The following is a 23,206-nucleotide window of genomic DNA, read 5'->3' as shown; positions in this document are numbered from 1 at the left end:
ACGTAGAGTCTCCAATCGAAAGGATCTCTAATAGTAGTATTAATCCATTTCCTCATCACCAAAACCTCCACATCCAAACCGAAACTGCAGTAATAATCGAAGTCGCTGTCGTTTTCCAGCCGCCTACGCCGCTTCCAGCGCTACCGCCGTGCCCCCTCCCATCCCGTGACAGATGGCGGCCACCCCGATCCGTTCGCCGCGCCGGCGCAGGGCGTGAACGAGCGTGGTCACGATACGCGCGCCGGATGCCCCGATGGGGTGGCCGAGCGCCACGGCCCCGCCCTGCACGTTGATCCGCTCCATGGGGATATCCAGCATCCGGCTGAAAAGCAGGTTGTTGAGCGCGAACGCTTCGTTGTTTTCGAACAGGTCCACATCGGCAACCCGCATCCCCGACTTCTCGAACACATGCCGCACGGCGGGCACGGGCGCTTCGGGGAACCGCCACGATACGCCGGCCGACCAGGCCGAATCGATCCATCGGGCCATGGGCGCGAGCCCGTGCGCGGCCACGGCCTCGCCCGAAGCGATCACCAGCGCCGCCGCGCCGTCGCTGATCTGGCTGCTGTTGCCCGCCGTAAACACTCCCTCCTTCCGAAACGCCGGGCGCAGCGCAGCCAGTTTTTCCACAGAGGTGTCCGGGCGAATGCCCTCGTCCGCATCCACGACCACGGGCTTCCCCTTGACAAGGCGCTCCACGGGAACGATCTCGTCCGCAAAGAACCCCTGCTCGCGGGCCTCCGCAGCGCGCCGGTGCGAAAGCACGGCCATTTCGTCCAGGTCCCGGCGCGCGACGCCATGCTCCGCCGCAAGCCGTTCCGCCTGCTCGCCCATCGCCTCCCCGCTCAGAGGATCCGTCAGGCCGTCGCGCAGCATCAGATCGACCATCGGTTCGCCCCCGCCGGGCAACAGGCCGTAGCCCCAGCGCGCCCGGGACGACAGGAAAAACCCCGCCCCGGACATCGACTCGACGCCGCCGCACAACGCAATATCTGCCTCGCCCGCCCGGATGAAGGCCGCCGCCGTCATCAGGCTCATCATGCCGGAAGAACATACCATGTCGACGGCGAACCCGTCCACGGCGTCCGGAATGCCGGCCTGCGCGGCCGCCTGGCGCGGAATGAGTTGCCCGTGCCCGGCCCGCAGCACGTTGCCGAATGCATAGAAATCCAGCGCCTCCCCGGGGACCTGCGCCCGCTCGAGCGCAGCCCGCATCGCATGCGCGGCCAGATCGGCCGGAGAAAGATCTTTCAGCGCCCCCCCGAAACGTCCGATGGGCGTCCGGGCGGCGGAAACGACATACACGTCACGCATACTTCGTCACTGTACGCTTGTAGTGTCCTCATCCACGGAAGGCAACGTCAGGCCCAGGTTTATTTCCGCATCGGGCAGGGCCTGCTGTAATCCTTCGACGCCCTCGGGCGTCACGTCGGTTTCCCACAGATAGAGCGAACGCAGCGAAGGCAGCGCGCTCAGGTGCTGCAAGCCGCTGTCGCTGACGCTGGTGTCGTAGAGATTCAGATATTCAAGATATTGCAGCTCCGACAGATGGGCGAGCGCCTCGTCCGAGACGGAGGTGCTTTCCAGGCGCAGGCGGGTCAGGTGAGGCAAGGCGGCCAGGACCGCCAGCGCGGAATCCGCGACCTCCGTACGCCCCAGATGCAGCCAGGCCACCTGGGGAGCGATAAGGCGCAGGGCCGCGGTCTGCTCGGCGTTCAGGCAGTCGCTCGCCGAAGTGCACCGAACCTGCAGAAAAGGCTCGTTTTCCCCGAGGGAGATTACCGCCAGACGGGTGGCCCGCGCCGCCTGAATAGCGGTCGAATCCGCAGGAGCTACCTCCAAAGCGAATATCCCCGTCCTGTGTTCGGGCAGATCGAGCCCGGCGAAAATTTGCTCCACAAGAGGAGACGGCGCAGCCTCGGAAACCTTCTGATCGAACGAGGCGCCCTCGTCGATCCACCACCGGATCAGCGTCGCCTCGGGCGCGGTGAGCGGAGCCTTGCCTTCGGGCGGCATATGATCCGCATGATCGGGAGGAAGCAGAATCCGCCGCATGATTTCGCTTTCGGAGGCGACCCCTGCGACAACTACGGGCCCGTCTTCTCCCCCTACCTCGATGCCTTCCGGGGTATCCAGGGCGAGTCCGCCCCGCGGCTGATCCGCATTATGACAACTGATGCACCGGCTATCCAGAATGGGCTGGACAAGATCGGAATAGATCTCCGCGTCCGCCGTAGCGGCCATGCGGGCGGCCCAGTCCTGCGCGGGCAAGCCCAGACCCAGCGCGCTTCTGAATACCTGGGGCATGTAGCGCGTCAGGTACCCCGGGCCGCGGGTCAGCGTACTGCCCAGGTGCCCGCCGATCAGCAGGAAACTGCACAGAACAACCAGCACGCCGGCGTACACACGGTAGAGAATCGATCCGGGCGAGCCGTCCAGCAGGCGGACCCCGTAGGCTATAAAGGAAAGGAGCGCGATCCCGATCCCCAGCCGCTTGTGCAGGGAAAGCGTGTCCGCTTCGTAGCCGGGAGCCATTTCGAGAAAAAGCCCGGCAAGCACCGCCGCGACGGCCCCCGCGGCGCCCGCCAGCAGGAGCAGTTTGATCGTAGAAGAAAGATGCTCGAACCGGGGTTTGCGGGCCAGCACTTCCAGCAGGATGGCCAACAGAAGCAGTCCGATGGGAAAATGCACGACCATCGAATGAAAGCGCCCGATAAACAGGGCCGCATTCGGCGGGTCGGCGGGGTTGATAAAGATCAGAAAGAGTATGGCGATCGCAATGATCCCGAACGGGGCGATCTTCCAGTACGTAGACTTTTTCATCAGACGCTGCAATCGGCGTTGATCATGTCAGAATATCCCGGACGACATGGCCATGCACGTCCGTCAGACGATAGCGCCGGCCCTGGTGCCGGAAGGTGAACCGTTCGTGGTCAATGCCCAGCAAGTGCAGCAGGGTCGCCTGGAAATCGTGTACATGCACCGGATCACGTGCGATATTGTACCCGAAATCGTCGGTCTGGCCGAACGAAAAGCCCTTCTTGACGCCGCCCCCGGCCATCCAGATGGTAAAGCACCGCGGATGGTGGTCACGCCCGTAATTGTCCGCCGTGAGTTTGCCCTGGGAGTAGTTGGTGCGTCCGAACTCGCCGCCCCAGATGATCAGGGTGTCGTCGAGCAGGCCGCGCTGCTTGAGGTCCAGCACCAGGGCTGCCGAGGGTTGATCCGTGTCTTTCGCCAGCACGCTGATTTCGCGGGGAAGATTGGCATGCTGGTCCCACCCCTGGTGGTAGAGCTGGATAAAGCGCACGTCGCGCTCGGCCAGGCGGCGCGCCAGCAGGCAGTTGGCTGCAAACGTTCCGGGGATGCGGGCCGCTTCGCCGTAGAGATCGAACACATGATCGGGCTCTCCGGAGACGTCCATCGTGACGGGGACCGAGGTCTGCATCCGGTAGGCCATCTCGTACTGGGCGATCCGCGAGTTGATTTCCGGGTCCATCACGCGTTCGTGCTGGCGCTGGTGCAATTCGCGCAGATAGTCGAGCATGCGGCGCCGGGAGGTATGCTTCAATCCGGGAGGATTGTTCAGGTACAACACCGGGTCCTTGCCCGACCGGAACTGCACGCCCTGATGCAGCGAAGGCAGAAAACCGTTCCCCCAGAGACGGGAATACAGGGGCTGGTCGAAGTCGTTGCTGCGCGAAAGCAGCACGCAGAAAGTAGGCAGATTGTCGTTTTCGGACCCGAGACCGTAGCTCAGCCAGGAGCCGATGGACGGGCGGCCTGTCTGCTGGGACCCCGTCTGGAAAAACGTGATGGCGGGGTCGTGGTTGATGGCCTCCGTATACATCGAGTTGATGAAACAAAGCTCGTCGACGATCTGCGCGGTGTACGGCAGCAGCTCGCTGATCATGCGGCCGCTTTTGCCATGGGAAGAAAAACTGAAGTGCGAGCCTGCCAGGGGGAACGATTTCTGATGGGCCGTCATGCCGGTAAGGCGCTGCCCCTTGCGCACCGACTCGGGAAGCTGCTCGCCATTCATCCGCGCCAATGTCGGCTTGTAATCGAACAAGTCGAGATGGGAAGGGCCTCCGCTCTGAAACAGGTAGATGACCCGCCGGACCCTGGGCGTGAAGTGGGGTTTGGCCAGAATGCCGCCCAGGGGATCATCCGGAGCGGGGCCCGCCAGTGCGGACCAGGGGTTCAGCATGGTCGCCAGCGCGGCCGAGCCGATGCCCAGGCTCGTGCGGGACAGAAAATGCCGCCGCGTGCAGTTGTATTTCAGGTCGCAAAGTTCATCCATGGCAACAGGGGGTTACGGCCCGGGATAGACCATTAACGTTTGATTACGGCCTCGTCGAAATTCATCATGGTGTTGGCGACTACCGTCAGGGCGGCCAGTTGCGCCGGGTCGAAGCGTTCGTCGCGGGGATATTCGCCGACGCTCAGCAGATCGAGCGCGCTCCCGCGATCCGCTTCAAAAGCGCTCAACTCCTCTTCATACAGCCCGGCGAGCAACTCCACCTCCTCGTCGTCGGGCAGGCGACTGGTAAGAAGGCGGTAGCCCAGGGCAATCTGCGCCCGCGCGCCGCCCTGCTCTTCGCGCAGCAGCCGTTCGGCCAGGAGGCGGGAGGCCTCGACATACTGGGGATCGTTCAGCAGCACCAGCGCCTGCAAGGGGGTGCTCGTGCTTTGCCGGCGGACGGTGCAGATATTGCGCTCCGACGTGTCGAAACTCATCATCGACGGTGGGGGCGTGGTGCGCTTCCAGATCGTGTACATGCTGCGCCGGTACAAATCATCTCCCTGATCCTGCTTGTATTCCGTCGCATTGCGCGTGGCCAACTCTTTCCACAACCCCTCCGGCTGGTAGGGTTTGACGGGAGGCCCTCCGATGTCGTCCACGAGCAGGCCGCTTGCCGCCAGGGCATGATCCCGTATCATCTCGGCGGGCATTCGGTAGCTGGGGCCTCGCGCCAGCAGCGTATTGTCCGGGTCCTTTTCGAGAAGATCCGGACCGGCTATGGAACTCTGACGGTACGCAGCGGAGGTGACGATCAGTTTTTGCAGGGCCTTGACGTCCCAGTCCATGTCCACGAACATGGTGGCGAGCCAGTCGAGCAGTTCGGGATGGATGGGCAGCGCGCCCTGGCTGCCGAAATCATCGGGAGTAGACACCAGGCCGTTCCCGAAATACATCTGCCAGTACCGGTTCACGGTCACCCGCGCGAACAGAGGATGATCCGGATCGGTCAGCCACTCGGCAAGGCCCCTTCGGTTTGGAGGAAGATCTTCCGCAAACGCCATGATGGAGACCGGCGTGGCGCGCTCCACGCGCTGCGTAGGCGCGTCGTACTGCCCGCGGTTCAGGATGTAAGTGGGGCGCGGTTCAGACATATCCCGCATCACCATGACTTCGGGCAGCAGAGACACGATCTCGTTTTCTTCCCCCCGCACCCTGGTCAATACGGCGAAATCCTCCGCATACTCCGGCGCTGCGGTGGTGACATAATAATCGCGGAGGGCCGCGCGCCGGTCGTCGGGATGGGTTGCCGCAGGCGTATCTGCAATGCCGCCCGGCAGGTCCATCGAGCCGTTCACCGCCGCCACCTCCAGGGCCGTCAGACGCCGGTCGTAGACGCGGAATTCATCGACCGCCACGCTGTCGAGCCGGGGCGCGGCAGGCCCCAGATAGCCTATGCGCAAGTTGCCTGCCGAAACCGGATCGGTCGGCTCCCCGGTGGTGGGATCGATGGTGAAAAGAGTGCTTTGCTTCAGGTTGTCCACCTCGACTTCGGAAGCCATACGCTCACCATTCAGGTATAGCGCAAGGCCTCGCGCGCGGCTGGACCCGTCGTACGTCATCACGATGTGGTTCCACTTGTCCGCGGGAACCGCCTCGAGGGATCGGATCCGGATGGAATTGTCCGGGGCTACGCGGTTGACGCTGGCCGAAATCGTGCCGTCTTCCTCCAGCACGCAGAGATAGCCCTGGCGTCCGTTAAAGAGCCCCGCCGTCTTGGTAAAGAGCGGTCCCGACACGTTTTCCCCGAGGATCCTGAACCACAGGCTGACGCTGAAGGGATCGTTGCGCTCGAAGTAGTAGCGGTTCGGCCCCATGTCAAGGAAGCCGTCGCCTTGCAGCACCAGCGCCGAATCGAAGCGGCCCGGCTCGGATACGGGCAGTTTGTCTATATCCCCCCAAAAATAGCCGCGGCTATCCGGATCGAACCGGTTTTCCAGATGGAAAGTCTCGTCTCCGTTGTCGTTTACTTCTTTCTCGAAACCATCGAGCGGGTAGTAGCCCACGAGTCCCTGGGGCGTGACCTGCCGCTGACCGGACTCGAATTCGGCCAGCCAGCGCTCGAAGCCCTCATCGAAAGCCGGATTATCTATGGCTGTTTTTTCTTCATAGGCCGCGATCTCGGCGCGCAGCGGGGCGAGCTTTTCCTGCGCCTCTTCGTCCTCGAGAATCACGGTAGGACTCGCCACGCCGGAATACGGAGAGGCGCCGGATTCGTTTACGCTGTTGAAAAAGTCGAATAACTGGTAATACTCCCGTTGGCTGATGGGATCGAATTTGTGGTCGTGGCACCGTGCGCATTCCATGGTCATTCCCAGGAACGCCGTGCCGAACGTGTTGGTGCGGTCGGCCACGTATTCGACGCGATACTCTTCGAGGACGATGCCGCCTTCCTGACTCTGTAGGTGGTTACGGTTGAAACCGGTGGCAAGACGCTGCTCGACGGTCGGATCCGGCAACAGATCTCCTGCAAGTTGCCACGTCACGAAATCGTCGAACGCCAGATTCTTGTTGAAGGCCTCGATCACCCAGTCCCGCCAGGGCCACATACTCCGCAAGCCGTCGTCCTGAAAACCGTGACTGTCGGCATAACGGGCCACATCCAGCCATTCGGTGGCCATGCGTTCGCCATAGGCCGGGGAAGCCAGCAGGCGGTCCACTACTTTTTCATAGGCGTTCTCGCCGGGGTCGGCCAGAAAAGCATTGATATCGTCGATGGCGGGAGGCAGCCCGGTCAGATCGAAGGTCACACGACGAATCAGGGTTTCCTTCGCAGCTTCCGCCGAGCGGCGCAACCCCTCCCGCTCCAGGCGATCGAGAATAAAGTAATCGATGCCGTTGCGGGCCCAGGACGGGTCGTCGATCTCGGGCAGTTCCGGCTTGACGGGCGGGATGAACGACCAGTGCGGTTTGTATTCGGCGCCTTGTTCGATCCATTTGAAGATCATGGCGGCTTCTTCCGGCGTGACATGCAGGTTGGACTCCGCCGGCGGCATCCTGTAGTCCGGATCGTCGGAACTCAGGCGATGAAAAACCTCGCTCTTTTTCAGACTGCCGGGCACCAGGGCGAATTTGCGGCGGCTTTCGCCGAGACGCGCAAAAGCGCCGCTTTCGGTGTCGAGCCGGAAATTGGCCGTACGGGCGTTGTCGTCGGGTCCGTGACAGGGGAAACACCGATCAGACAGGATGGGCTTGACGTGGAAATTGAAATCGACCCGCTCCGGCAGTTGATCCTCGCTCTCGGCAATCTCGGCGGGCATATCCAGCCCGCACCCTGCCACATAGAAGCAACTCAGAAGCAGGGCAACCCGAACAGGCATGGACATGGCAAGCCGAAGAAACATGGACATGCGGCAGAGCGAGTGTTTACCGTTTTGCATTCAAATAATATAGGAAATGCGAACGTTCCATGAAGCGTATTCGACAGGTTTCGACCGCCGCGCACATCCTCAGGGCCTGTTACCACTATGCAGCAATGCTCTGTTCCGTCAGGCACGGCGTCAATCAAGGCGCGAGGAGTGAAGTTTGGTGGTTCCAAATGAGCGACGAGTAACGAAGAGTGACGCCGTGACCGGCGGAACCCGAAGGGCGGGGCCTATTTTCCCGCCATGCGGCGTTGCCGCTCGCTTATGTGGCTGGGCCACACTGCGCTCGCGGCGTCTGGCCTGACAGGAAAATAGGCCCCGCAGAGCGCTGCTGCATAGTGGTAACAGGCCCTAATCCGGATCGCCGTGCGCGCTGTCGCGAGGCGGATCGTCCAGGACCGCATCGCCCACGGCCGTCTGGCGCGCCGTGCTCCGGGCGGCGGCAAACCGTTTGACCAGTTCATCGGCCATCACGCCCAGCAGGATTACCGCCCCGATAATCGCGAACTCCAGCTGGGTCGGGATGCCGAGAATGTTTATGGCGTTGTAGAGCACCCGGAGGACCGCCGCCCCGATTACCACGCCCAGAATGGAGCCCTCCCCTCCACGCAGGCTGCATCCGCCCAGCACCGCCGCAGCAATGGCATACAGTTCATAAAAGTTGCCATGAACAGCCGGTTGCACCGAGTTGACGTCCAGCGCGAAAAGCACCCCTCCGATGCCAGCCGTCCCGGCGCCGAAAACATAGGCCAGGATCACCATGCGATCCGTATTGATCCCGCTGAAACGCGCGGCTTCTTCGTTGTGCCCCAGCGCCAGCATGTATCGCCCCCACACGGTGTAGTTGAGAAACAGGCCCGCCAGCACCGCCAGCACGATCAGCACCAGAAAAGGCATCGGCAAACCGAACGTGTCGGTCAATGGAAGGCGGCCAATGGCAAGCTGACGCAATCCTTCGAACTCGCCGCCAAACCCCTGGGTCTGGTCGCCGCTGATCCAGCGGGCAATCCCGCGATAAAACAGCAGGCCGCACAACGTCACCACAAAGGGTTGAAGGTTCATCCTGGTCACCAGGACGCCGTGCAACAGGCCCAAACCCAGCGAAATCAGCAGCACCGCAGTCAGGGCCAGAGGAACGGACCACCCCTGCGCCACCAGGAACATGGGAAGCAACACGCCGACCAGACCCACTACCGACCCGACCGACAGGTCAATGCCGCCCGTGATGATGACAAAGGCCGCCCCTATGCTGATAATGCCGAACAGGCCCGTCCAGCGCAGGGTGTTTTGCAGGTTATAGGCCGTGAGAAAGTTGGGTTCGAGCAGCGCCGTGAAGAGGAACACGGCAATGAGAAGCCCGCTGATGCCGAGGATATGTTTCATACGGGGCGCAGGACGAATTTCGAACGATAAAAACCGGATACTATTTGATGACACGCACGATGGATCACTCTTTGGTCAACGCATCGTCGCCGCCCGTGGCCAGATGCATGACGGCTGCCTCGCTCATCGCGTTCCGGTCCAGTTCACCTGTGATACGGCCTTCATGCATGACCAGAACGCGGTCGGACATCCTGAGGATCTCTTCCAGCTCGCTACTGACAAAAAGAATGGCGATTCCTTCGCCTGCCAGCGCTTCCATCATCTGATATATTTCCTGTTTGGCGCCGATATCGATGCCGCGCGTAGGTTCATCCAGCAGCAACACCCGTGGCCGGAGCGAGAGCCACTTGCCCAACACCGCTTTTTGCTGGTTGCCCCCTGAAAGCAACCCTGCCCGCCTGGTATCGGTTGGGGTTTTTATCGCAAGCGCCTCGATCATCCGACGGGAATCTTCCACTTCCCGGCGCCGATTGAGCCATCCTCCGACCCGCTGGTGACGCCGGAGTCCGGCCAGTGTCAGGTTATGCCGGAGCGCCAGCTCAAGCACAAGACCCTGTTGTTTCCGATCTTCGGGGACCAGCGCCAGCCCGGCTGCAATGGCGTCGCTCACGCGCTGAAAAGCGACTTCTTTTCCAGCTGCCTCGATGCGTCCCCCCAACGCCCGGTCGATCCCGAACAAAACCCGGAGAAGCTCGGTGCGGCCTGCCCCGACGAGACCGGCCAACCCGACGATTTCGCCTGCCCGGAGGTTGAACGTCAAGGGACAGCCGGGCCAGGCCGGGGTTACGAGGTCGTCCGCCTTCAGCGCCGTCGATCCGATGGGATGCGTCGTCCGGGCATAAAACCGGGAAACATCCCGGCCGACCATCTTCCGGACCATCGTCTCATGCGTAATCTCTTCGCGGGCCAGTTCACCGGCGTTTTCTCCGTCGCGCAATACCAGTACCCTGTCCGACATCGCCTCCACTTCCTGAAGGCGATGGGACACATAAATAATGCTTACGCCTTTGGATCGAAGATCGTCGATGACCTCGAAGAGCACGCCCGCCTCGCTCACCGACAAGCTGGAAGTCGGTTCATCCATGATCAGGATCCGCGCATCGGCCGAGAGGGCTTTGGCAATCTCAACCAATTGCCGGCGCCCTATGGAGAGATGCTGTACCCGCATCTTCGGGGAGATGGCCAACCCGACACGCGCCAGCACATGCTCGGAGGCCTCGAAAATCCGGCGCTGGTCCATCCATCCGAGGCGCCCGGGCTCGCGTCCCAGAAAAATGTTGGCTCCCACGCTGAGGTTGTCCGCCAAGTTGAGTTCCTGGTGGATCAGGGCGATCCCGAGCTCGGCGGCACGGCTGCTGGTGGAAATAGCGACCTGGCGGCCTTCCAGCGCGATCCGGCCCGCATGAGGCTGCTGGATGCCGGCCAGAATCTTCATCAACGTGCTCTTGCCCGCCCCATTCTCGCCGACGACCGAAAGGACTTCACCCCGATGGAGATGCATATCCACGGCTCGCAGCGCGACAACGCCGGGAAAATATCTGGTTATGCCCTGCGCGGACAAAAGAGGGGCGGCGGCGCCCATATTGATCCTTGATCAGTTCGCTTCCTCGCCCAGAAGCCGCTTGGTCTCGGCCCGGAAACCATCCACATTCTCCGCGGTGATTTCGCGGGCCGGAATGTGGATGATCTGGCTCTCGGGCAATACCGAACGGTCGCCGCGAGCCAGTGCGGCCAGCACCCGCACCGACTCATAGCCGTAGCGGTACGGGTTCTGCACGATCGTTCCGGCGATCTCGCCGTCCTTGATGGCTTGCAGGGTGATATCGTCCTCATCGAAGCCGACAATGGCAACCTGATCGAGCTTGCCGGCCTCGCGCACGGCCTCCAGTATCTGCGGCGGGTTGTACACAAACAGACCTGCCATGCCGTCGATATCCGGGTAGCGGGCGAGGGCCTCCTCGACCTGGGACTTGGCGCGCGCGAAATCAAACCCGTCGACACGGGTGTCGAGTATCGTGAAGGTATCGCCTTCGATCACCTCGTCCACCGGATCCCGGCGCGTGGGGTCATGCGAGCGATCGAGCAATTCGTCAATGACGCCCTGCCGTCGCAAATCGGAGTTGAGTTGGCCCAACAGGCCTATGAAGAGCACCACTTCGCCTCCTTCCGGCATGGCCTTTTTAAGCAATCGTCCGCACATGCGTCCGGCATCGTAGTTGTCCATGCCTATGTAGACAAGGCGGTCGCTTTCGGGCGCATCCGAGTCGTGCGTGATCAAATGCGTGTTGGCGGCGATTTCGGCCAGCAGACCGGCCTGATTTTGGGGATCACTGGGTGTAATAGCGATGCCGTCGACCTGGCGCGCCAGGAGATCCTGCACCATGCGCTTTTGCCCGGCTACGCCGTCGGGGGGCATCATCACGGCGACATCCACCTCGAATTCCTCCGCCGCATCGCGTGCGCCTCGCTCGGCAAAGACCCAAAACGAAGCGATGCCGTTGGTAACGAAGCCCACGGTGGGGCGCTCGGCGCCGCGGTCTCTGCCCTGGCCGCACCCCTGCATCACGAGCATACCCGCTACGAGGACAACCAGTGCGTTCCCGTACTTGAAAAGGTTCATGGTTCGTGTGGAAAGGTTTGGTCCGGTGAAAGCTCTATATGCGCATCGCGCCTGGTGATTCGAAGACAGCTGCGCGATGGGGTCCGAAAATGCCCGCTATATTCCAAAGGATCGCCCCCCGTTGATGGTGAGAAACTGCCCGGTGACAAAGGAGGCTTCATCGCTGGCGTAATACACTACGGCGCCGGCCACGTCCTCCGGAACGCCCCACCTGCCCATCGGGATCGTCTTGAAGTAGGTATCCTTCATTTTCTGCGGATCCTTGGCGTGGCGCTCGACGGGAATCCAGCCGGGGGAAATCATGTTGACCGTAATGCCATACGGGGCCAGTTCGCTGGCAAGGCTGCGCGAGAACCCCACTTGTCCTCCTTTGGCCGCCACATAGGCTGTGAACGGCGCCACCCCAAGCGAATACACCTCGCTGATGATGTTTATAATGCGGCCCCAGCGCTGGCGCTTCATGTGTGGCAGGCAAGCCCGGCTGAGCAGGTACGGACTCTTGATGAAAAAATCGAGCATCTCCTGGTATAATTCCCAGTCGTAGGCCTCGATAGGCTTTTGGGGTTGATCGGGCGTAGCATTAGGTACGAGTATGTCAATGGGTCCAAGATCGGCTTCAACCTGCCGGACTAACCCCTGCACATGTTCCTCGTCCGTGATATCGGCCCGTACGAGCACGCCGGTACCGCCGGCGGCTTTAAACGCGTCAAAGGTCGCCTCGGCGCGGGATTCGTTGTGATAATAGTTGAACGCCACGCGAGCCCCGGCCTGACCCAGCGCAAAGGCAATCTTCTTGCCCAACCCTGTCGAACTGCCGGAAACCAGGGCTACCCGGTTTGTAAGTGAAAACGCCATTATCCGTTCGGGACAGCCAGCCTGGTCCGGTTAAAGCCACGCGGCATGTACAAGGATACTCTGATCAAAACCACTTCGCTCAGCACTGCGGACTTAATCAGAGTATCCTTAAAAAAAAACTCCTCACTCCAGCACCGCGTCAATCACATGACCATGCACATCGGTCAGGCGGATGTCACGGCCGCTGAACCGGTACGTGAGCCGCTCGTGGTCCATGCCCAACAGGTGCAACATCGTCGCGTGCAAATCGTGGATCGTGGTAGGCTTGTCCACTACACGGTATCCATATTCGTCCGTGCTACCGTACACCACACCCTTTTTAACGCCTCCTCCCGCAAGCCAGATACTGAACGCCGACGGATTGTGGTCCCGCCCGTTCGTACCCTGCGCGAACGGTGTCCGACCGAATTCGCCGGCCCAGACCACGAGGGTTTCCTCCAGCAAACCGCGTGCCTTCAGATCCTTCAGAAGCCCTGCAATAGGTTGATCCACCGCATGAGCGTTGTGTTCGTGCCCCTCTTTCAGGTTGGCATGCTGATCCCACCGATCAGATTCGCAGCGAGGGCACGTCAATTCGATAAACCGCACGCCCCGCTCAACGAGACGCCGCGCCAACAGACACTGCGCAGCGTAGCTCCGCGTATGCGGATCGTCGGACTCCATCCCGTAGAGTCTTTTTGTGGCCCGTGTTTCGCCTGAGAGGTCCGTAAGTTCGGGCACCGAGGCCTGCATCCGGAAGGCCAGTTCGTAGTTCGTGATCGCCGACTCGACCTGGTCGGCTTGCCCGATACGACCCAAAAGCCGCTCGTCGGTCTGGCTCATCAGTTTCAGCTTCTGACGCTGCAACTCCGACGTGGCTTCGAGAGGAACGATGTTGGCGAGCGGAACGTCGCCGGCCTTGAAAATCGACCCCTGATACGAAGCCGGAAGAAAACCGCTGTTGAAGTTGTCGAGCCCGCCCGGCGGAATCAGCCCCCCGTCCAGTACCACGTAGCCGGGCAGGTCCTGGTTTTCACTGCCGAGTCCATAGGTAACCCAGGAGCCCATCGACGGACGGCCCTGAAGTCCGATACCGGTGTGCAGAAAGAAATTGGCATTCGTGTGCTCCGGAAAGTCGGCCACCATGGACCGAATCACTGCCAGATCGTCGGCGCAACTTCCGACGTGAGGAAAAAGCTCACTAACAGGAAGGCCGCTCTCGCCATAGCGTTTGAATTCCCAGGGGCTTTTAAAGATGGTGCCTATATCGTTAAACTGCGTGGCGTCCACCTTGAACTTGTCGTGTGGATTCTGGCCGTGTTCGCGATCCAGACGCGGTTTGGGATCGAAACTGTCGACCTGGGAAACCCCGCCGTCCATGTAAAGAAAGATCACGCTCCGCACCTTGGGGACATGATGCGGGACCTGTGGTGCGAACGGATTGGCGTCAGGCAACTGCCGCTCGTTGGTAAGCGCCCGGCCGAATGCGGGGGTACCCATCAGACCCATCAGGGCGACCGACCCAAAGCCATTGCGGCACAGGGTCAACATCTCGCGCCGGGTCATTGGACAAGTAAGACTATGTGACTTGCTCATGAGACCAGGTAGATGAATTCTTTAAGGTTCAGTACTACGTGGCAATAGGCAGCCCAGGATCTCAAATCGTCGAAAGCCTCTTCCTCTGAGAGTCCATAGCCATTGGCTTGTTGACGGATAAATGCAATCGCGTTGTCCCGCTCCTCTTCGGTGGGAAGCCGGGACAAAGCCGTCAGGTAAATATGGTCTATCTTTTCATCAACGTCAAGGCCGTGCAGGGCCACAAGGTTGCCGGCCCAAACGGCGGACTGCTGAACCACCAGGGAATCGTTGAGCATCGTCAGCGACTGGGCTGGCACGTTGGTGGTGTTGCGCTTGCCGAAGGTGGAAAAAGGAATGGGCATATCAAAGGCGAGCATCATCGGTGACAGAAAGTTTCGCCGCATGGCAATATAGATGCTGCGTCGCCCTGCGCCGTCGAGCGGACCCGATGCCGCTGGACGACCGCGCCCTTCCATAAACTCCGTCAGATGAATGGGCACCGGCTCGCCGTACATCGTCGTATCGAGGCGGCCTGAGACCGCCAGGATTCCATCGCGGATGGCTTCCGCTTCGAGCCGGCGTACGGGATAGTAGTGCCAGAGCAGGTTTTCCGGATCGATCTCGGCGGCTTGCGCATCCGCCTGTGTCGATTGACGAAACGTATGGGAGCGAACCATCTCACGAATCATGGACTTGACCGACCATCCCTGCTCGACAAAGCGAAGCGCCAGGTAGTCCAGCAAGGCCGGATGTGTCGGCAACTTGCCCTGCGCGCCGAAGTTGTCCACCGTCTCGACAAGACCGCGTCCGAAAACGTGATGCCAAAGACGATTCACCATCACGCGGGCCGTCAGGGGATTTTCAGGATTGGTGATGGCCCGGGCCAGTTCCAGCCGCCCACTCGCTGTGGTAGTGAAGGGGGCGCCATCGGGATCCAGTGCAGTCAGGAAGCGGTGCGGGACGGGGTCACCTGCAAGCACCCGGTAGCTTCCCCGTTCAAAGACGGGGCTGTGGACGGCATCGCCATCCGTCACCCCTGTAAAGCGATCTACCTCGTCAAGGCGGGTCTGCACCTCCTCGATTTGCGCGATCAGGGAGGCTACGGGATCCAGGGAGGCGCCAAGGAGACCCTGCCGCAGGGAAGCGTTGAGGAGAGCGATCTGAGCGGCTTCGGCCTGCCCGGAAGCCCATGCGCGGACGGCCTGTTGGACCGCATCAGGGGACGCTCCACTTGATGAGGAATAATGTAAGGCCATATCGGGCAATTCCCCGGTATACGCCACGGCGTAGGCGACTTCGATATACGTAGAATCGTCCCCGACAAGATGATGATTCTCGCTGACGTGCCGGCCTTTTTCATAGATACCCGCCAACACCTCCACATAGGCTTTCCGGCCGCGCCACATATTCACGTCGAAATGGTGCAGTCTCAGATCCGAATCCTTCACTACCTGCTCGAGTCCACCGTAAATGGGGGCCTGAATGAGCTGGAAATTGTCGATAATGATGCGGAGGGTTGATTGGTGTCCCGCCGCCATGACGGCAATGGTATCGTGCTCGATGACAAACGTAGGCGACCGGAGCGCGCCCGGGATCCCCCTTGTCCATCGCTGACTCGACGCCACGCCGAAAGCCAGACTGTCCAGCGTCATCTCCCTGCGATCCAGGATCGGTTCGCCCATCACCGGATCCCTCCCGAAAGCCGGTTCGTGCGTAAACCACCCATCGAAACTACCATAGCGGAAATCTCCAAGAACACGGAAAGAAGAGGTTTCATCCCCCTGCGAAACCGGTTCGGACGGCTCGTCTGCACGATCCTCTTCCTGGGGAAAACGCAGCGCGGCCTGCTGCACCGGCGCCTCCGCCAGCTCTCCCAGCCACCCGTCGGCAAGACGCTGGCGCATTTCGGTTTTGAGGGCCTTGATCGAGTCCAGTCGCGCCGTTAAGTCGGTAGTAAGCAACGACGTCGGGGCAAAACGCATGCTCTCGAAAATGCCGTAGAGCGAGTAATAATCGGTCGTTGGAATGGGATCAAACTTGTGATCGTGACAGCGGGCGCAGGCCACAGTCAACCCTTGAAACGTTTTGGTCGTGACGTCAATGATGTTGTCGATTCGATCGGCCTCATCCTGACGCACATCTACCGGGCTGTGCGTGGCGTCGCCCAGCGCATAAAAAGCCGTTCCAAGCACCGACTCGTCAAATCCCCGCTCGGGATGCCTGCGGGGCGTCTCCAGCATGTCCCCTGCCAGGTGCTCTGCTACAAACCGGTCATACGGTACATCGGCGTTGAAGGCGCGAATAAGGTAGTCCCGATAGCGCCAGCTCCCCTGAACCGTGTAGTCGAACTCGTGGCCTCTGGCATCCGCATAGCGGGTGAGATCCATCCAGTGCCGCGCCCAGCGTTCTCCAAAACGGGGAGAATCCAGAAAGCGGTCAACCAGCCTTTCATAGGCATCGGGAGACTCGTCCGCAACAAAAGCCCGCACCTCCTCCGGCGATGGAGGCAGCCCGGTCAGCACATAGGACAGGCGGCGAATGAGCCCCTCCCTGGATGCAGGCGGCGCCGGCTTCAGTCCTGCACCCGAAAGCCGGGCGCCGATAAAACGGTCGATGGCGCCCGTGGCCGGCCAGCCGGCAGGGACCTCCGGTACGCCGGGTTTTGCAGGGGGAATGAGTGACCAGTGCTCCTTGTACTCAGCACCCTGCTTGATCCATCGCTCGAGTAGCGCGATCTCGCGAGGACTGAGCGTCTTTTTGGCCTCCTTCGCGGGCATGCGCACCTCGGGATCTTCCGCAGTGATGCGCTGCACCAGGAGGCTTCGGCGGGTATTCCCGGGTACGATGGCGCGCCCACCCCCTTCCAGCCGGGCCGTGGCGTGTTCGCGGAGATCCAGCCGCAGATCCGCCTCCCGGGTGCTCACGTCAGGACCGTGGCACACATAACAATTGTTGGAAAGGATAGGCCGGATGTGGTAGTTGAAATCCACTTCATCGGGAAGGTCCACATCAGCATCCGATGTTGGGGAAGTAATCAGGAAAATCAGCGCCAACGCGCCGAGCGCGCCAAGCCCGATCAGGACGCGGCCTCGTAAAAACCCGGGACGTGAACCCAAAAGATGCATGGTGCAATGTGGGTGTGCCGCTGTATGTTTACAAACTGGCCGTCTCTTCCACTTCAAACGTGATAGCCTGACCGGCCTCGACATGCCGGGGCTCTTCAAAGTCTATCTGTCCATAACCGTTCAGGATAAAGCGGTCCAATGTCAGGTCGCCGTTAAGCGCGCTTAGCGTCAGCGATTTCCGGTTGTCCTGATTGGTTATGGTCGCGCTCCCGTACTGGTACCCGTTAGACCAGAAATATTTCCCTTCTTCCGGGTTAAAGGCCATGCTGTTGTCGACGGCGGAATAGCGAAATCCGGTATAGGCCAGTATGCCTGCCCAGGCAGCCATGGCCCGCGCATAGCGATGGCCATATTCCCCTTCATTAAACGGGTTTCTTTTATGGCCGTCATAGCGATCCCGGATGGCCTGGAAGACCTTTAAGCCTGCATCCACCTGGCCTTCATAGATCATGTGGGCGGCAGTGCTGTATTCAAAGCCGGTCATGATCTCCGTGTAGTACGGAAAAGGAAAATCCAGCAGATCGCCGCGAGGATAGCTGGCCATGAGAAGTCCTGCCTCGTCGCCCAGCCCAAAACTCCGGAACGTGTTGAAATGCTCGTTGAAGTTATCGATCCAATTATACTTCATGATACTTCTCAACGTGGTCTGCACGTTATCCGGATCCAGCACATAGCCCAGGCCCGCGGTATGCGCCAGGTATTGACCCACCAGCTGGTCGACCAGGCACCCCTTGCCCAACTGGGCCACCTTGCTGGTGCCCTCCGGAATATGATGCTCATAGTATTCGCCATTAAAAATATTGGCGTCAATCCACGCGCGGCCCCGTTCATACAGGTCCCTGCATTCCTCGGCAAAGGCGATATCTCCCACGTGCCTCGCCATTTCTTCCGAGGCTCTGAGCGCCCCCAGATACCAGGCCGCCATCTGCGGATTGGGACCCTGGTAATTGATGTCCATGGTGTTGTGCTGGCTGCCCTCCATGACGCCATCCTTGTCCTGATCCCAGATGCCCGTCCAGGCAAAACTCATGGCCTTTTTGATGTTAGGCCACATCTCGATAAGTTTTTCATCATCTCCCGACAACTGCCACTCGCGATACATCTTGATCAGCGTGCCCATCTGGCCGTCGGCCGCCCAACGCTGGAAGCTTTTCGCGCGCATATCAAGCGGCAGGCCCACCCGATGGCTCATGCCGCCATCCTCGTTGGTGGCATGCATAAACTCCACCTCCCGGAACTTGGTGGCGAGGTCTCCAAAAACAAAAGGAACGGTTGACTCATAATTCCACACGTGAAAACAAGTGCCGAAGCCCCATCCCGAACTTTTTGAAGCGCCTATTTTGGTTCCATTGATGCTGCCTGTGCCCTCAAATCCAAAGGGGAAGCCATCGGCTGTTCGAAAGACTGTTTGGCTGCGCAGATTGTTGAGGTTAAACAAACCGGCTTCCTTAAGCACTTCGGGCACATCGCTTTCCGTCAGGGTCCCCACAAAACGCACCGTCTCCCTTTCAAGCCCTGCCAGCTCAGCCGCTGTCTGCTCCGCTACATCCCAGGCATCCTGATAAAGCGTCGTGTAATAATTGCCGACGATTTCCGTGCCCCCGAAAGCTCCCGCATGGTGCACTCCATGATCCCAGGCTCTACGATTGGGAAAATGCCAGGTTAGCATAAACGTGATGACCTTGCTCTCGTTGGGCTCCAGACCCACTTTTACCGCCAGCGTAGCCGGGGGCGTCGGAATGGCGTGTGTGGTGTCGGGGTGGTCCGTGAGTTCTCCGTCGGCGACGAAATCATCCCAAAACTCCCGAAAGGTCCAGTTCCAGCCCAATTGCGCCCAGGAAGTCCGGTAGGTCACGTCTTCGGAAGGGGTGGTCAGGGCCATCGTTCCCCAGTTGACATCTTCGGGGTCCACCCCCTCGGAGGACATAAAGATGCCCGCCAACCCCTCGCCTGCACGATATTCATTGACATTCCCTTTGGGCTCTCCGCTCCAGCCATCCGCGCCGATATAATTGGGCACCATCCCGCAAATGGCGGCCTCTATGGCCTCATCCGACGTGTTGGTCAGTACGTATCGCAACACCGCCACAGGAATACCGCTCTTGTCCGCATCGCCCATGATCAGGGGGTTGAAGGCTTCCAGACGTACCTGCATAGGCACATCCTGATGCCTGAAGTCCACCTGGGCAAGGGGGTAGGCTGCTGCAAAAGAGGTCTCTTCAAACCGGGGGAAACCCGAGTTGACGGCATCCGCTCCCCAGTCTCCATAGTATTCCTTGACCTGCACAGGCCCTTCCAGCACTCTGACCTTGCCTTCGCGGTCCTGCTGCTTGTAATACAAGGCGAAAAACGGTCCGTTGGCGATCGTAGGCAGAACCAGCTTGAAGGCGGGTAAGAAGCCGAGAGCGCCCCGGTTCATGATCTCCCAGTCCCGCAAGTCCCCCCGGCCACCCAGTGAAACGGTGCCCGTGCCGATGCCGCCCAGGGGCATGGCGACTTCATCGAGATATTGGCCCGAATAGGTTTTCAGGACCGGCCATTCGGTATTCCATTGGGTGGTGGATGTTTGACAGGCAGAGGCAACCACCAGCAACATCGCGCCCCAAAAAAGTGCGAGCCTGGACATGGTTCAGATACGTTTTAGCCCGGAAATTCTTCTTCGCCCGATGATAAACAAGCCCGGCTTCAGAGTTCTGACCGACCGGGAAATATTGGTAGCAACGCGGGCGCCCGCCTCTTTAGGGCCTTTCCCAAAAACCAAAAGGCGATGAGTGAGGCAAAAGGGTGGCAACGAAAACAAATGTTAAGGTTAACATTCGGTTCTGCAAAACCATCCTCACCTCACTAAAGGCCAAAGTAGCCACCCCGTCGTTTCTTATCAAGAAATTTTTGCAAAAATGGTTTGTCCCGTCGGGCCTTGCGTTCGGGTTTCGAGACGCCTGGCCCGAGGCGCTCCGTCTTACCTCTCCCAATCAAGCTGCTGCCGATAAAAATCCAACTCCTGCTTTTCCTGCCCGTTCAAAGAGGTCGTATCCTGCATCATCAAGTGCTCAAAACGGGTTCTCTGGAAGGCCCGCATCTCCGTCACCATACTATCGGCCATGGCTTGGCCGTACGGGCTTTGAGGATACCGGGAGATGTCTGTCAAGGCAGGATAGGTGGAGCCGATGGGCCGGCTGTTTTTTCCTTTTTGTCCATAATCCCCTATATCCTCCCTGGCCCGATTTGCAAGCTCCGTGAGCCGTTGGACCACCTCCGGGTGCTCGCCGGCGAGATTTCTTGTTTCCCCGATGTCGGTTTCGAGATCAAAAAGAAGATCCTCCGGCAAGACCTCGGCCGCATTGGTAAACCAGGGGGCGCATTCTCCGTAAATCCCCTCTCGTTTCTCCGGACGGGCGAAATGGAGCTTCCATTTCCCTGCCCGGACAGCCTGTAACCAGGTCCCGGCGTAATGATAATACACCTCATGAAGCGGTTCCGCCGGATCCTCTCCCGTCATCAACGGAAAAAGATTTTTCCCGTCAATCACTCTGTCTTTCGGCATCTCCGCACCGGCAAGGGCAGCAAGGGTGGGAGCGATGTCAATGATTCCAACGACCTGTCGACTGGTCTGAGAAGCTGGTATCACGTTCTTCCATTTCATGATCGCAGGCACGCGAACTCCTCCTTCCCAGGTCGATATTTTGCTTCCTCGCAGGGGGCCTGCACTGCCCGACTGTTCTCCGTGCCCGGCCCACGGGCCGTTGTCGGAGGTATACATGATGAGCGTGTTTTCATCCAGGTTTTCCTGCTCCAGTTTCTCGACGATTCGGCCCACGCTCCAGTCGATTTCCTCAATCGCATCGGCATACAGGCTGACCCCGCTTTTCCCTCTAAAACCCTCCCCCGGGTAAATAGGAATATGCGGCATGGTAAAGGCGAGATACAGAAAGAACGGGCCTTCCTTGTGCTCATCGATAAAACGGAGACTCTCACGAGTGAAGTCCCGGGTCATCCGGGAATGATCGGGGCGGATGGTAAGAAGGGAGTCATTGCGATAAAGCGGAACCGCAAAATTTTCAAAGGGCTGCGTCCCGTTCACCAGTCTGATCCCGTAGAAAAAGTCAAAGCCCTGCCGATTCGGCGCAAAGGCGTCTTGTTCTCCCAGATGCCATTTGCCCACAGCGGCCGTAGCATAGCCCTTTGTTTTGAGCACCTCGGCAATGGTAACCTCATCGGGATGCAGGCCAAAAGGAGAACCCCACAACTGGACATCGGCAAAGCCCGTCCGAGGCGCGTAGCTACCGGTCATTAAGGCAGCCCTGGAAGGGGAGCAGATCGGGTGGACATAAAAGTCCGTGAACAATATTCCTTCGTTTGCCAGTTGGTCGATATGGGGAGTACGGATGGTTTGTGACCCGTAACTGCCCAGGTCCCCATAGCCTTGGTCATCGGTCAGAATGACGATGATATTAGGGCGGGTAGAGGTGCTCCCGGCTTCAGGTGTTTGGACCTGGCATGAACCAAGCAACATCAGGATCCATGACCAGAACAACGGCCCGAGCGTCCAGTTTTCTTTCCCCTTTTGCATAATCGATACGCGATCTATGCAATTATCGCATAATACATGCATGATCTATGCATTAATTGCATAGACCAGAGGGGGTTGGCTCGATTTCCCCGCAAATTCCTTACAAAACAGTCAGATACTGGACGCTGAACAGGCGGTCCGCGTCCATCCAGACATTGCGTACGGCGAACCCGGCCCGCTCCGCAAGGCCCTGGAAACGCTCCAGGGTGAACTTGTACGAATATTCGACGCAGATGGGCTCGCCTTCCTCGAAACGGATATGATGCCCGTTCACGCGCACGGTCTGATCGCATGCGCTTACCAGAGACATTTCGATCCGCCCCTCCTCGAGGTTGTAGATGGCCCGGTGCCGGAAAGTTTCCGGATCGAACGTGGCGCCCAGTTCCCTGTTCATGCGGCGCAGCAGGTTCTTGTTGAACGCCGCCGTAACGCCTTGCGCGTCGTTGTATGCCGCCTCGACCGTAGCCCGGTCCTTTTCGAGGTCTACCCCGATCAACAGTCCGCCGCCGGGGCCCGCCGCCCGCACCATGCGCGCAAGAAAGGCGTGCGCCTCGTGCGGTTCGAAATTACCTATGGTGGACCCGGGAAAATAGACCACCGTGCGCGCTGCATCGAAGCCGTTGGAGGGGACCGCAAAGGAGGCCGTGTAATCCGCCGGGACGGCGCGCATGGGAATATGCGGGTACATCTCCTGGAGATGACGCATCGAGGCGTTCAGATGCTCTTCGGAAATGTCGATGGCCACATAGCCGGCCGGTTCCGGCATGCGGTCCAGCAGAAGGCGCGTCTTCAGGCTGCTTCCGCTGCCGTATTCGAGCAGCAGACAGCGGGGGCCGAGGCAGGCGACGATTTCGTCGAAATGCGCCTCCATGATGGCAAGCTCCGTAGCCGTCGGGTAATACTCCTCCAGTTCCGTAATCCGGTCGAAGAGATGCGAGCCACGCGCGTCGTAGAGATACTTGCACGGAAGGGACTTCGGCGTACGCCCCATGCCTTCCAGAACGTCGGCAAGGAGGGCATCGGCGGACAAAGGCACAGAACGGGTCATGAATTCGGTGGCGGATAGCGTTCGGAAAATATACCTGAAAGCGCCGCCGAGGGTGTAGCGATGTTCGTACGAAGAGGTTGGGCCAGGGTTGCGCGCTTCTTGTTACGGATCCCGGGCCAACCGGAATCCCGTGAATTGCCAGGCCGCTTCCGGCGGAAAGAAATTGCGATACGTGAGGCGTATGTGTGTTCTCGGCGTGGCGCACGAGCCGCCGCGCAGCACGAACTGGTTGCACATGAATTTGCCGTTGTACTCGCCGAGCGCTCCTTCGGCGGGGGCATAGCCGGGATAGGGGGCATACTGGCTGCGCGTCCACTCCCATACATCGCCGTAGAGTTGCCGCAGCGCCGCGGCCCCGGCGCCGGTCGATCCATTCGTTC

The 23,206-nt window shown here is 59.9% G+C and carries 14 protein-coding genes; all 14 read right to left on the bottom strand.

Annotated features, from left to right (window positions below; all coding sequences use genetic code 11):
* Positions 1 to 123: 123 nt before the first annotated feature.
* Complete coding sequence (locus F4Y00_04680; GenBank protein MYE04250.1) at positions 124 to 1,314, bottom strand: thiolase family protein; 1,191 nt, start codon at positions 1,312 to 1,314, stop codon at positions 124 to 126.
* A 6-nt stretch (positions 1,315 to 1,320) separates the two neighbouring features.
* Complete coding sequence (locus F4Y00_04675; protein ID MYE04249.1) at positions 1,321 to 2,823, bottom strand: hypothetical protein; 1,503 nt, start codon at positions 2,821 to 2,823, stop codon at positions 1,321 to 1,323.
* A gap of 22 nt (positions 2,824 to 2,845) precedes the next feature.
* Entirely contained in the window at positions 2,846 to 4,303 is a 1,458-nt protein-coding gene (locus F4Y00_04670; GenBank protein ID MYE04248.1) for a DUF1501 domain-containing protein, read from the bottom strand.
* Between the two features lie 32 nt (positions 4,304 to 4,335).
* Complete coding sequence (locus tag F4Y00_04665; protein ID MYE04247.1) at positions 4,336 to 7,629, bottom strand: DUF1553 domain-containing protein; 3,294 nt, start codon at positions 7,627 to 7,629, stop codon at positions 4,336 to 4,338.
* Between the two features lie 390 nt (positions 7,630 to 8,019).
* Positions 8,020 to 9,051, bottom strand: coding sequence for an ABC transporter permease (locus F4Y00_04660; GenBank protein ID MYE04246.1), 1,032 nt, complete (start codon positions 9,049 to 9,051; stop codon positions 8,020 to 8,022).
* A 64-nt stretch (positions 9,052 to 9,115) separates the two neighbouring features.
* The gene (locus F4Y00_04655) at positions 9,116 to 10,633 is read right to left on the bottom strand and encodes a sugar ABC transporter ATP-binding protein (GenBank protein ID MYE04245.1); all 1,518 of its coding nucleotides are present in this window, start codon (positions 10,631 to 10,633) and stop codon (positions 9,116 to 9,118) included.
* A 12-nt stretch (positions 10,634 to 10,645) separates the two neighbouring features.
* Complete coding sequence (locus F4Y00_04650) at positions 10,646 to 11,671, bottom strand: substrate-binding domain-containing protein (GenBank protein MYE04244.1); 1,026 nt, start codon at positions 11,669 to 11,671, stop codon at positions 10,646 to 10,648.
* 96 nt (positions 11,672 to 11,767) lie between these two features.
* Positions 11,768 to 12,526, bottom strand: a complete 759-nt coding sequence (locus F4Y00_04645) for a 3-oxoacyl-ACP reductase FabG (GenBank protein ID MYE04243.1) — start codon at positions 12,524 to 12,526, stop codon at positions 11,768 to 11,770.
* A 123-nt stretch (positions 12,527 to 12,649) separates the two neighbouring features.
* Positions 12,650 to 14,056 (bottom strand): DUF1501 domain-containing protein, encoded by a 1,407-nt coding sequence (locus tag F4Y00_04640; protein MYE04242.1) that lies wholly within the window; start codon positions 14,054 to 14,056, stop codon positions 12,650 to 12,652.
* A gap of 41 nt (positions 14,057 to 14,097) precedes the next feature.
* Positions 14,098 to 17,208 carry a DUF1553 domain-containing protein gene (locus tag F4Y00_04635; protein MYE04241.1) on the bottom strand — a complete coding sequence of 1,037 codons (3,111 nt, stop codon included), beginning with the start codon at positions 17,206 to 17,208 and terminating at the stop codon, positions 14,098 to 14,100.
* A gap of 28 nt (positions 17,209 to 17,236) precedes the next feature.
* The gene (locus F4Y00_04630; GenBank protein ID MYE04240.1) at positions 17,237 to 19,834 is read right to left on the bottom strand and encodes a hypothetical protein; all 2,598 of its coding nucleotides are present in this window, start codon (positions 19,832 to 19,834) and stop codon (positions 17,237 to 17,239) included.
* Between the two features lie 333 nt (positions 19,835 to 20,167).
* Positions 20,168 to 21,721 (bottom strand): sulfatase, encoded by a 1,554-nt coding sequence (locus tag F4Y00_04625; protein ID MYE04239.1) that lies wholly within the window; start codon positions 21,719 to 21,721, stop codon positions 20,168 to 20,170.
* Between the two features lie 157 nt (positions 21,722 to 21,878).
* Complete coding sequence (gene egtD, locus F4Y00_04620) at positions 21,879 to 22,826, bottom strand: L-histidine N(alpha)-methyltransferase (protein MYE04238.1); 948 nt, start codon at positions 22,824 to 22,826, stop codon at positions 21,879 to 21,881.
* A gap of 102 nt (positions 22,827 to 22,928) precedes the next feature.
* A partial coding sequence (locus tag F4Y00_04615; protein ID MYE04237.1) for an SUMF1/EgtB/PvdO family nonheme iron enzyme occupies positions 22,929 to 23,206 on the bottom strand: 278 nt, incomplete at its 5' end.

The organism is Bacteroidetes bacterium SB0662_bin_6, from assembly GCA_009839485.1.
Lineage (GTDB): Bacteria > Bacteroidota > Rhodothermia > Rhodothermales > VXPQ01 > VXPQ01.
This window is presented reverse-complemented; position numbering and strand designations above follow the sequence as displayed.

Excerpts from the sequence above, each read along its gene's own strand:
- F4Y00_04650 (MYE04244.1), bottom strand. The coding sequence starts at position 11,671 with ATGAACCTTTTCAAGTACGGGAACGCACTGGTTGTCCTCGTAGCGGGT.
- F4Y00_04635 (MYE04241.1), bottom strand. The coding sequence starts at position 17,208 with ATGCATCTTTTGGGTTCACGTCCCGGGTTTTTACGAGGCCGCGTCCTG.
- F4Y00_04630 (MYE04240.1), bottom strand. The coding sequence starts at position 19,834 with ATGTCCAGGCTCGCACTTTTTTGGGGCGCGATGTTGCTGGTGGTTGCC.
- F4Y00_04645 (MYE04243.1), bottom strand. The coding sequence starts at position 12,526 with ATGGCGTTTTCACTTACAAACCGGGTAGCCCTGGTTTCCGGCAGTTCG.
- F4Y00_04640 (MYE04242.1), bottom strand. The coding sequence starts at position 14,056 with ATGTTGACCCTGTGCCGCAATGGCTTTGGGTCGGTCGCCCTGATGGGT.
- F4Y00_04675 (MYE04249.1), bottom strand. The coding sequence starts at position 2,823 with ATGAAAAAGTCTACGTACTGGAAGATCGCCCCGTTCGGGATCATTGCG.
- F4Y00_04670 (MYE04248.1), bottom strand. The coding sequence starts at position 4,303 with ATGGATGAACTTTGCGACCTGAAATACAACTGCACGCGGCGGCATTTT.
- egtD (MYE04238.1), bottom strand. The coding sequence starts at position 22,826 with ATGACCCGTTCTGTGCCTTTGTCCGCCGATGCCCTCCTTGCCGACGTT.
- F4Y00_04655 (MYE04245.1), bottom strand. The coding sequence starts at position 10,633 with ATGGGCGCCGCCGCCCCTCTTTTGTCCGCGCAGGGCATAACCAGATAT.
- F4Y00_04680 (MYE04250.1), bottom strand. The coding sequence starts at position 1,314 with ATGCGTGACGTGTATGTCGTTTCCGCCGCCCGGACGCCCATCGGACGT.
- F4Y00_04665 (MYE04247.1), bottom strand. The coding sequence starts at position 7,629 with ATGTCCATGCCTGTTCGGGTTGCCCTGCTTCTGAGTTGCTTCTATGTG.
- F4Y00_04625 (MYE04239.1), bottom strand. The coding sequence starts at position 21,721 with ATGTTGCTTGGTTCATGCCAGGTCCAAACACCTGAAGCCGGGAGCACC.
- F4Y00_04660 (MYE04246.1), bottom strand. The coding sequence starts at position 9,051 with ATGAAACATATCCTCGGCATCAGCGGGCTTCTCATTGCCGTGTTCCTC.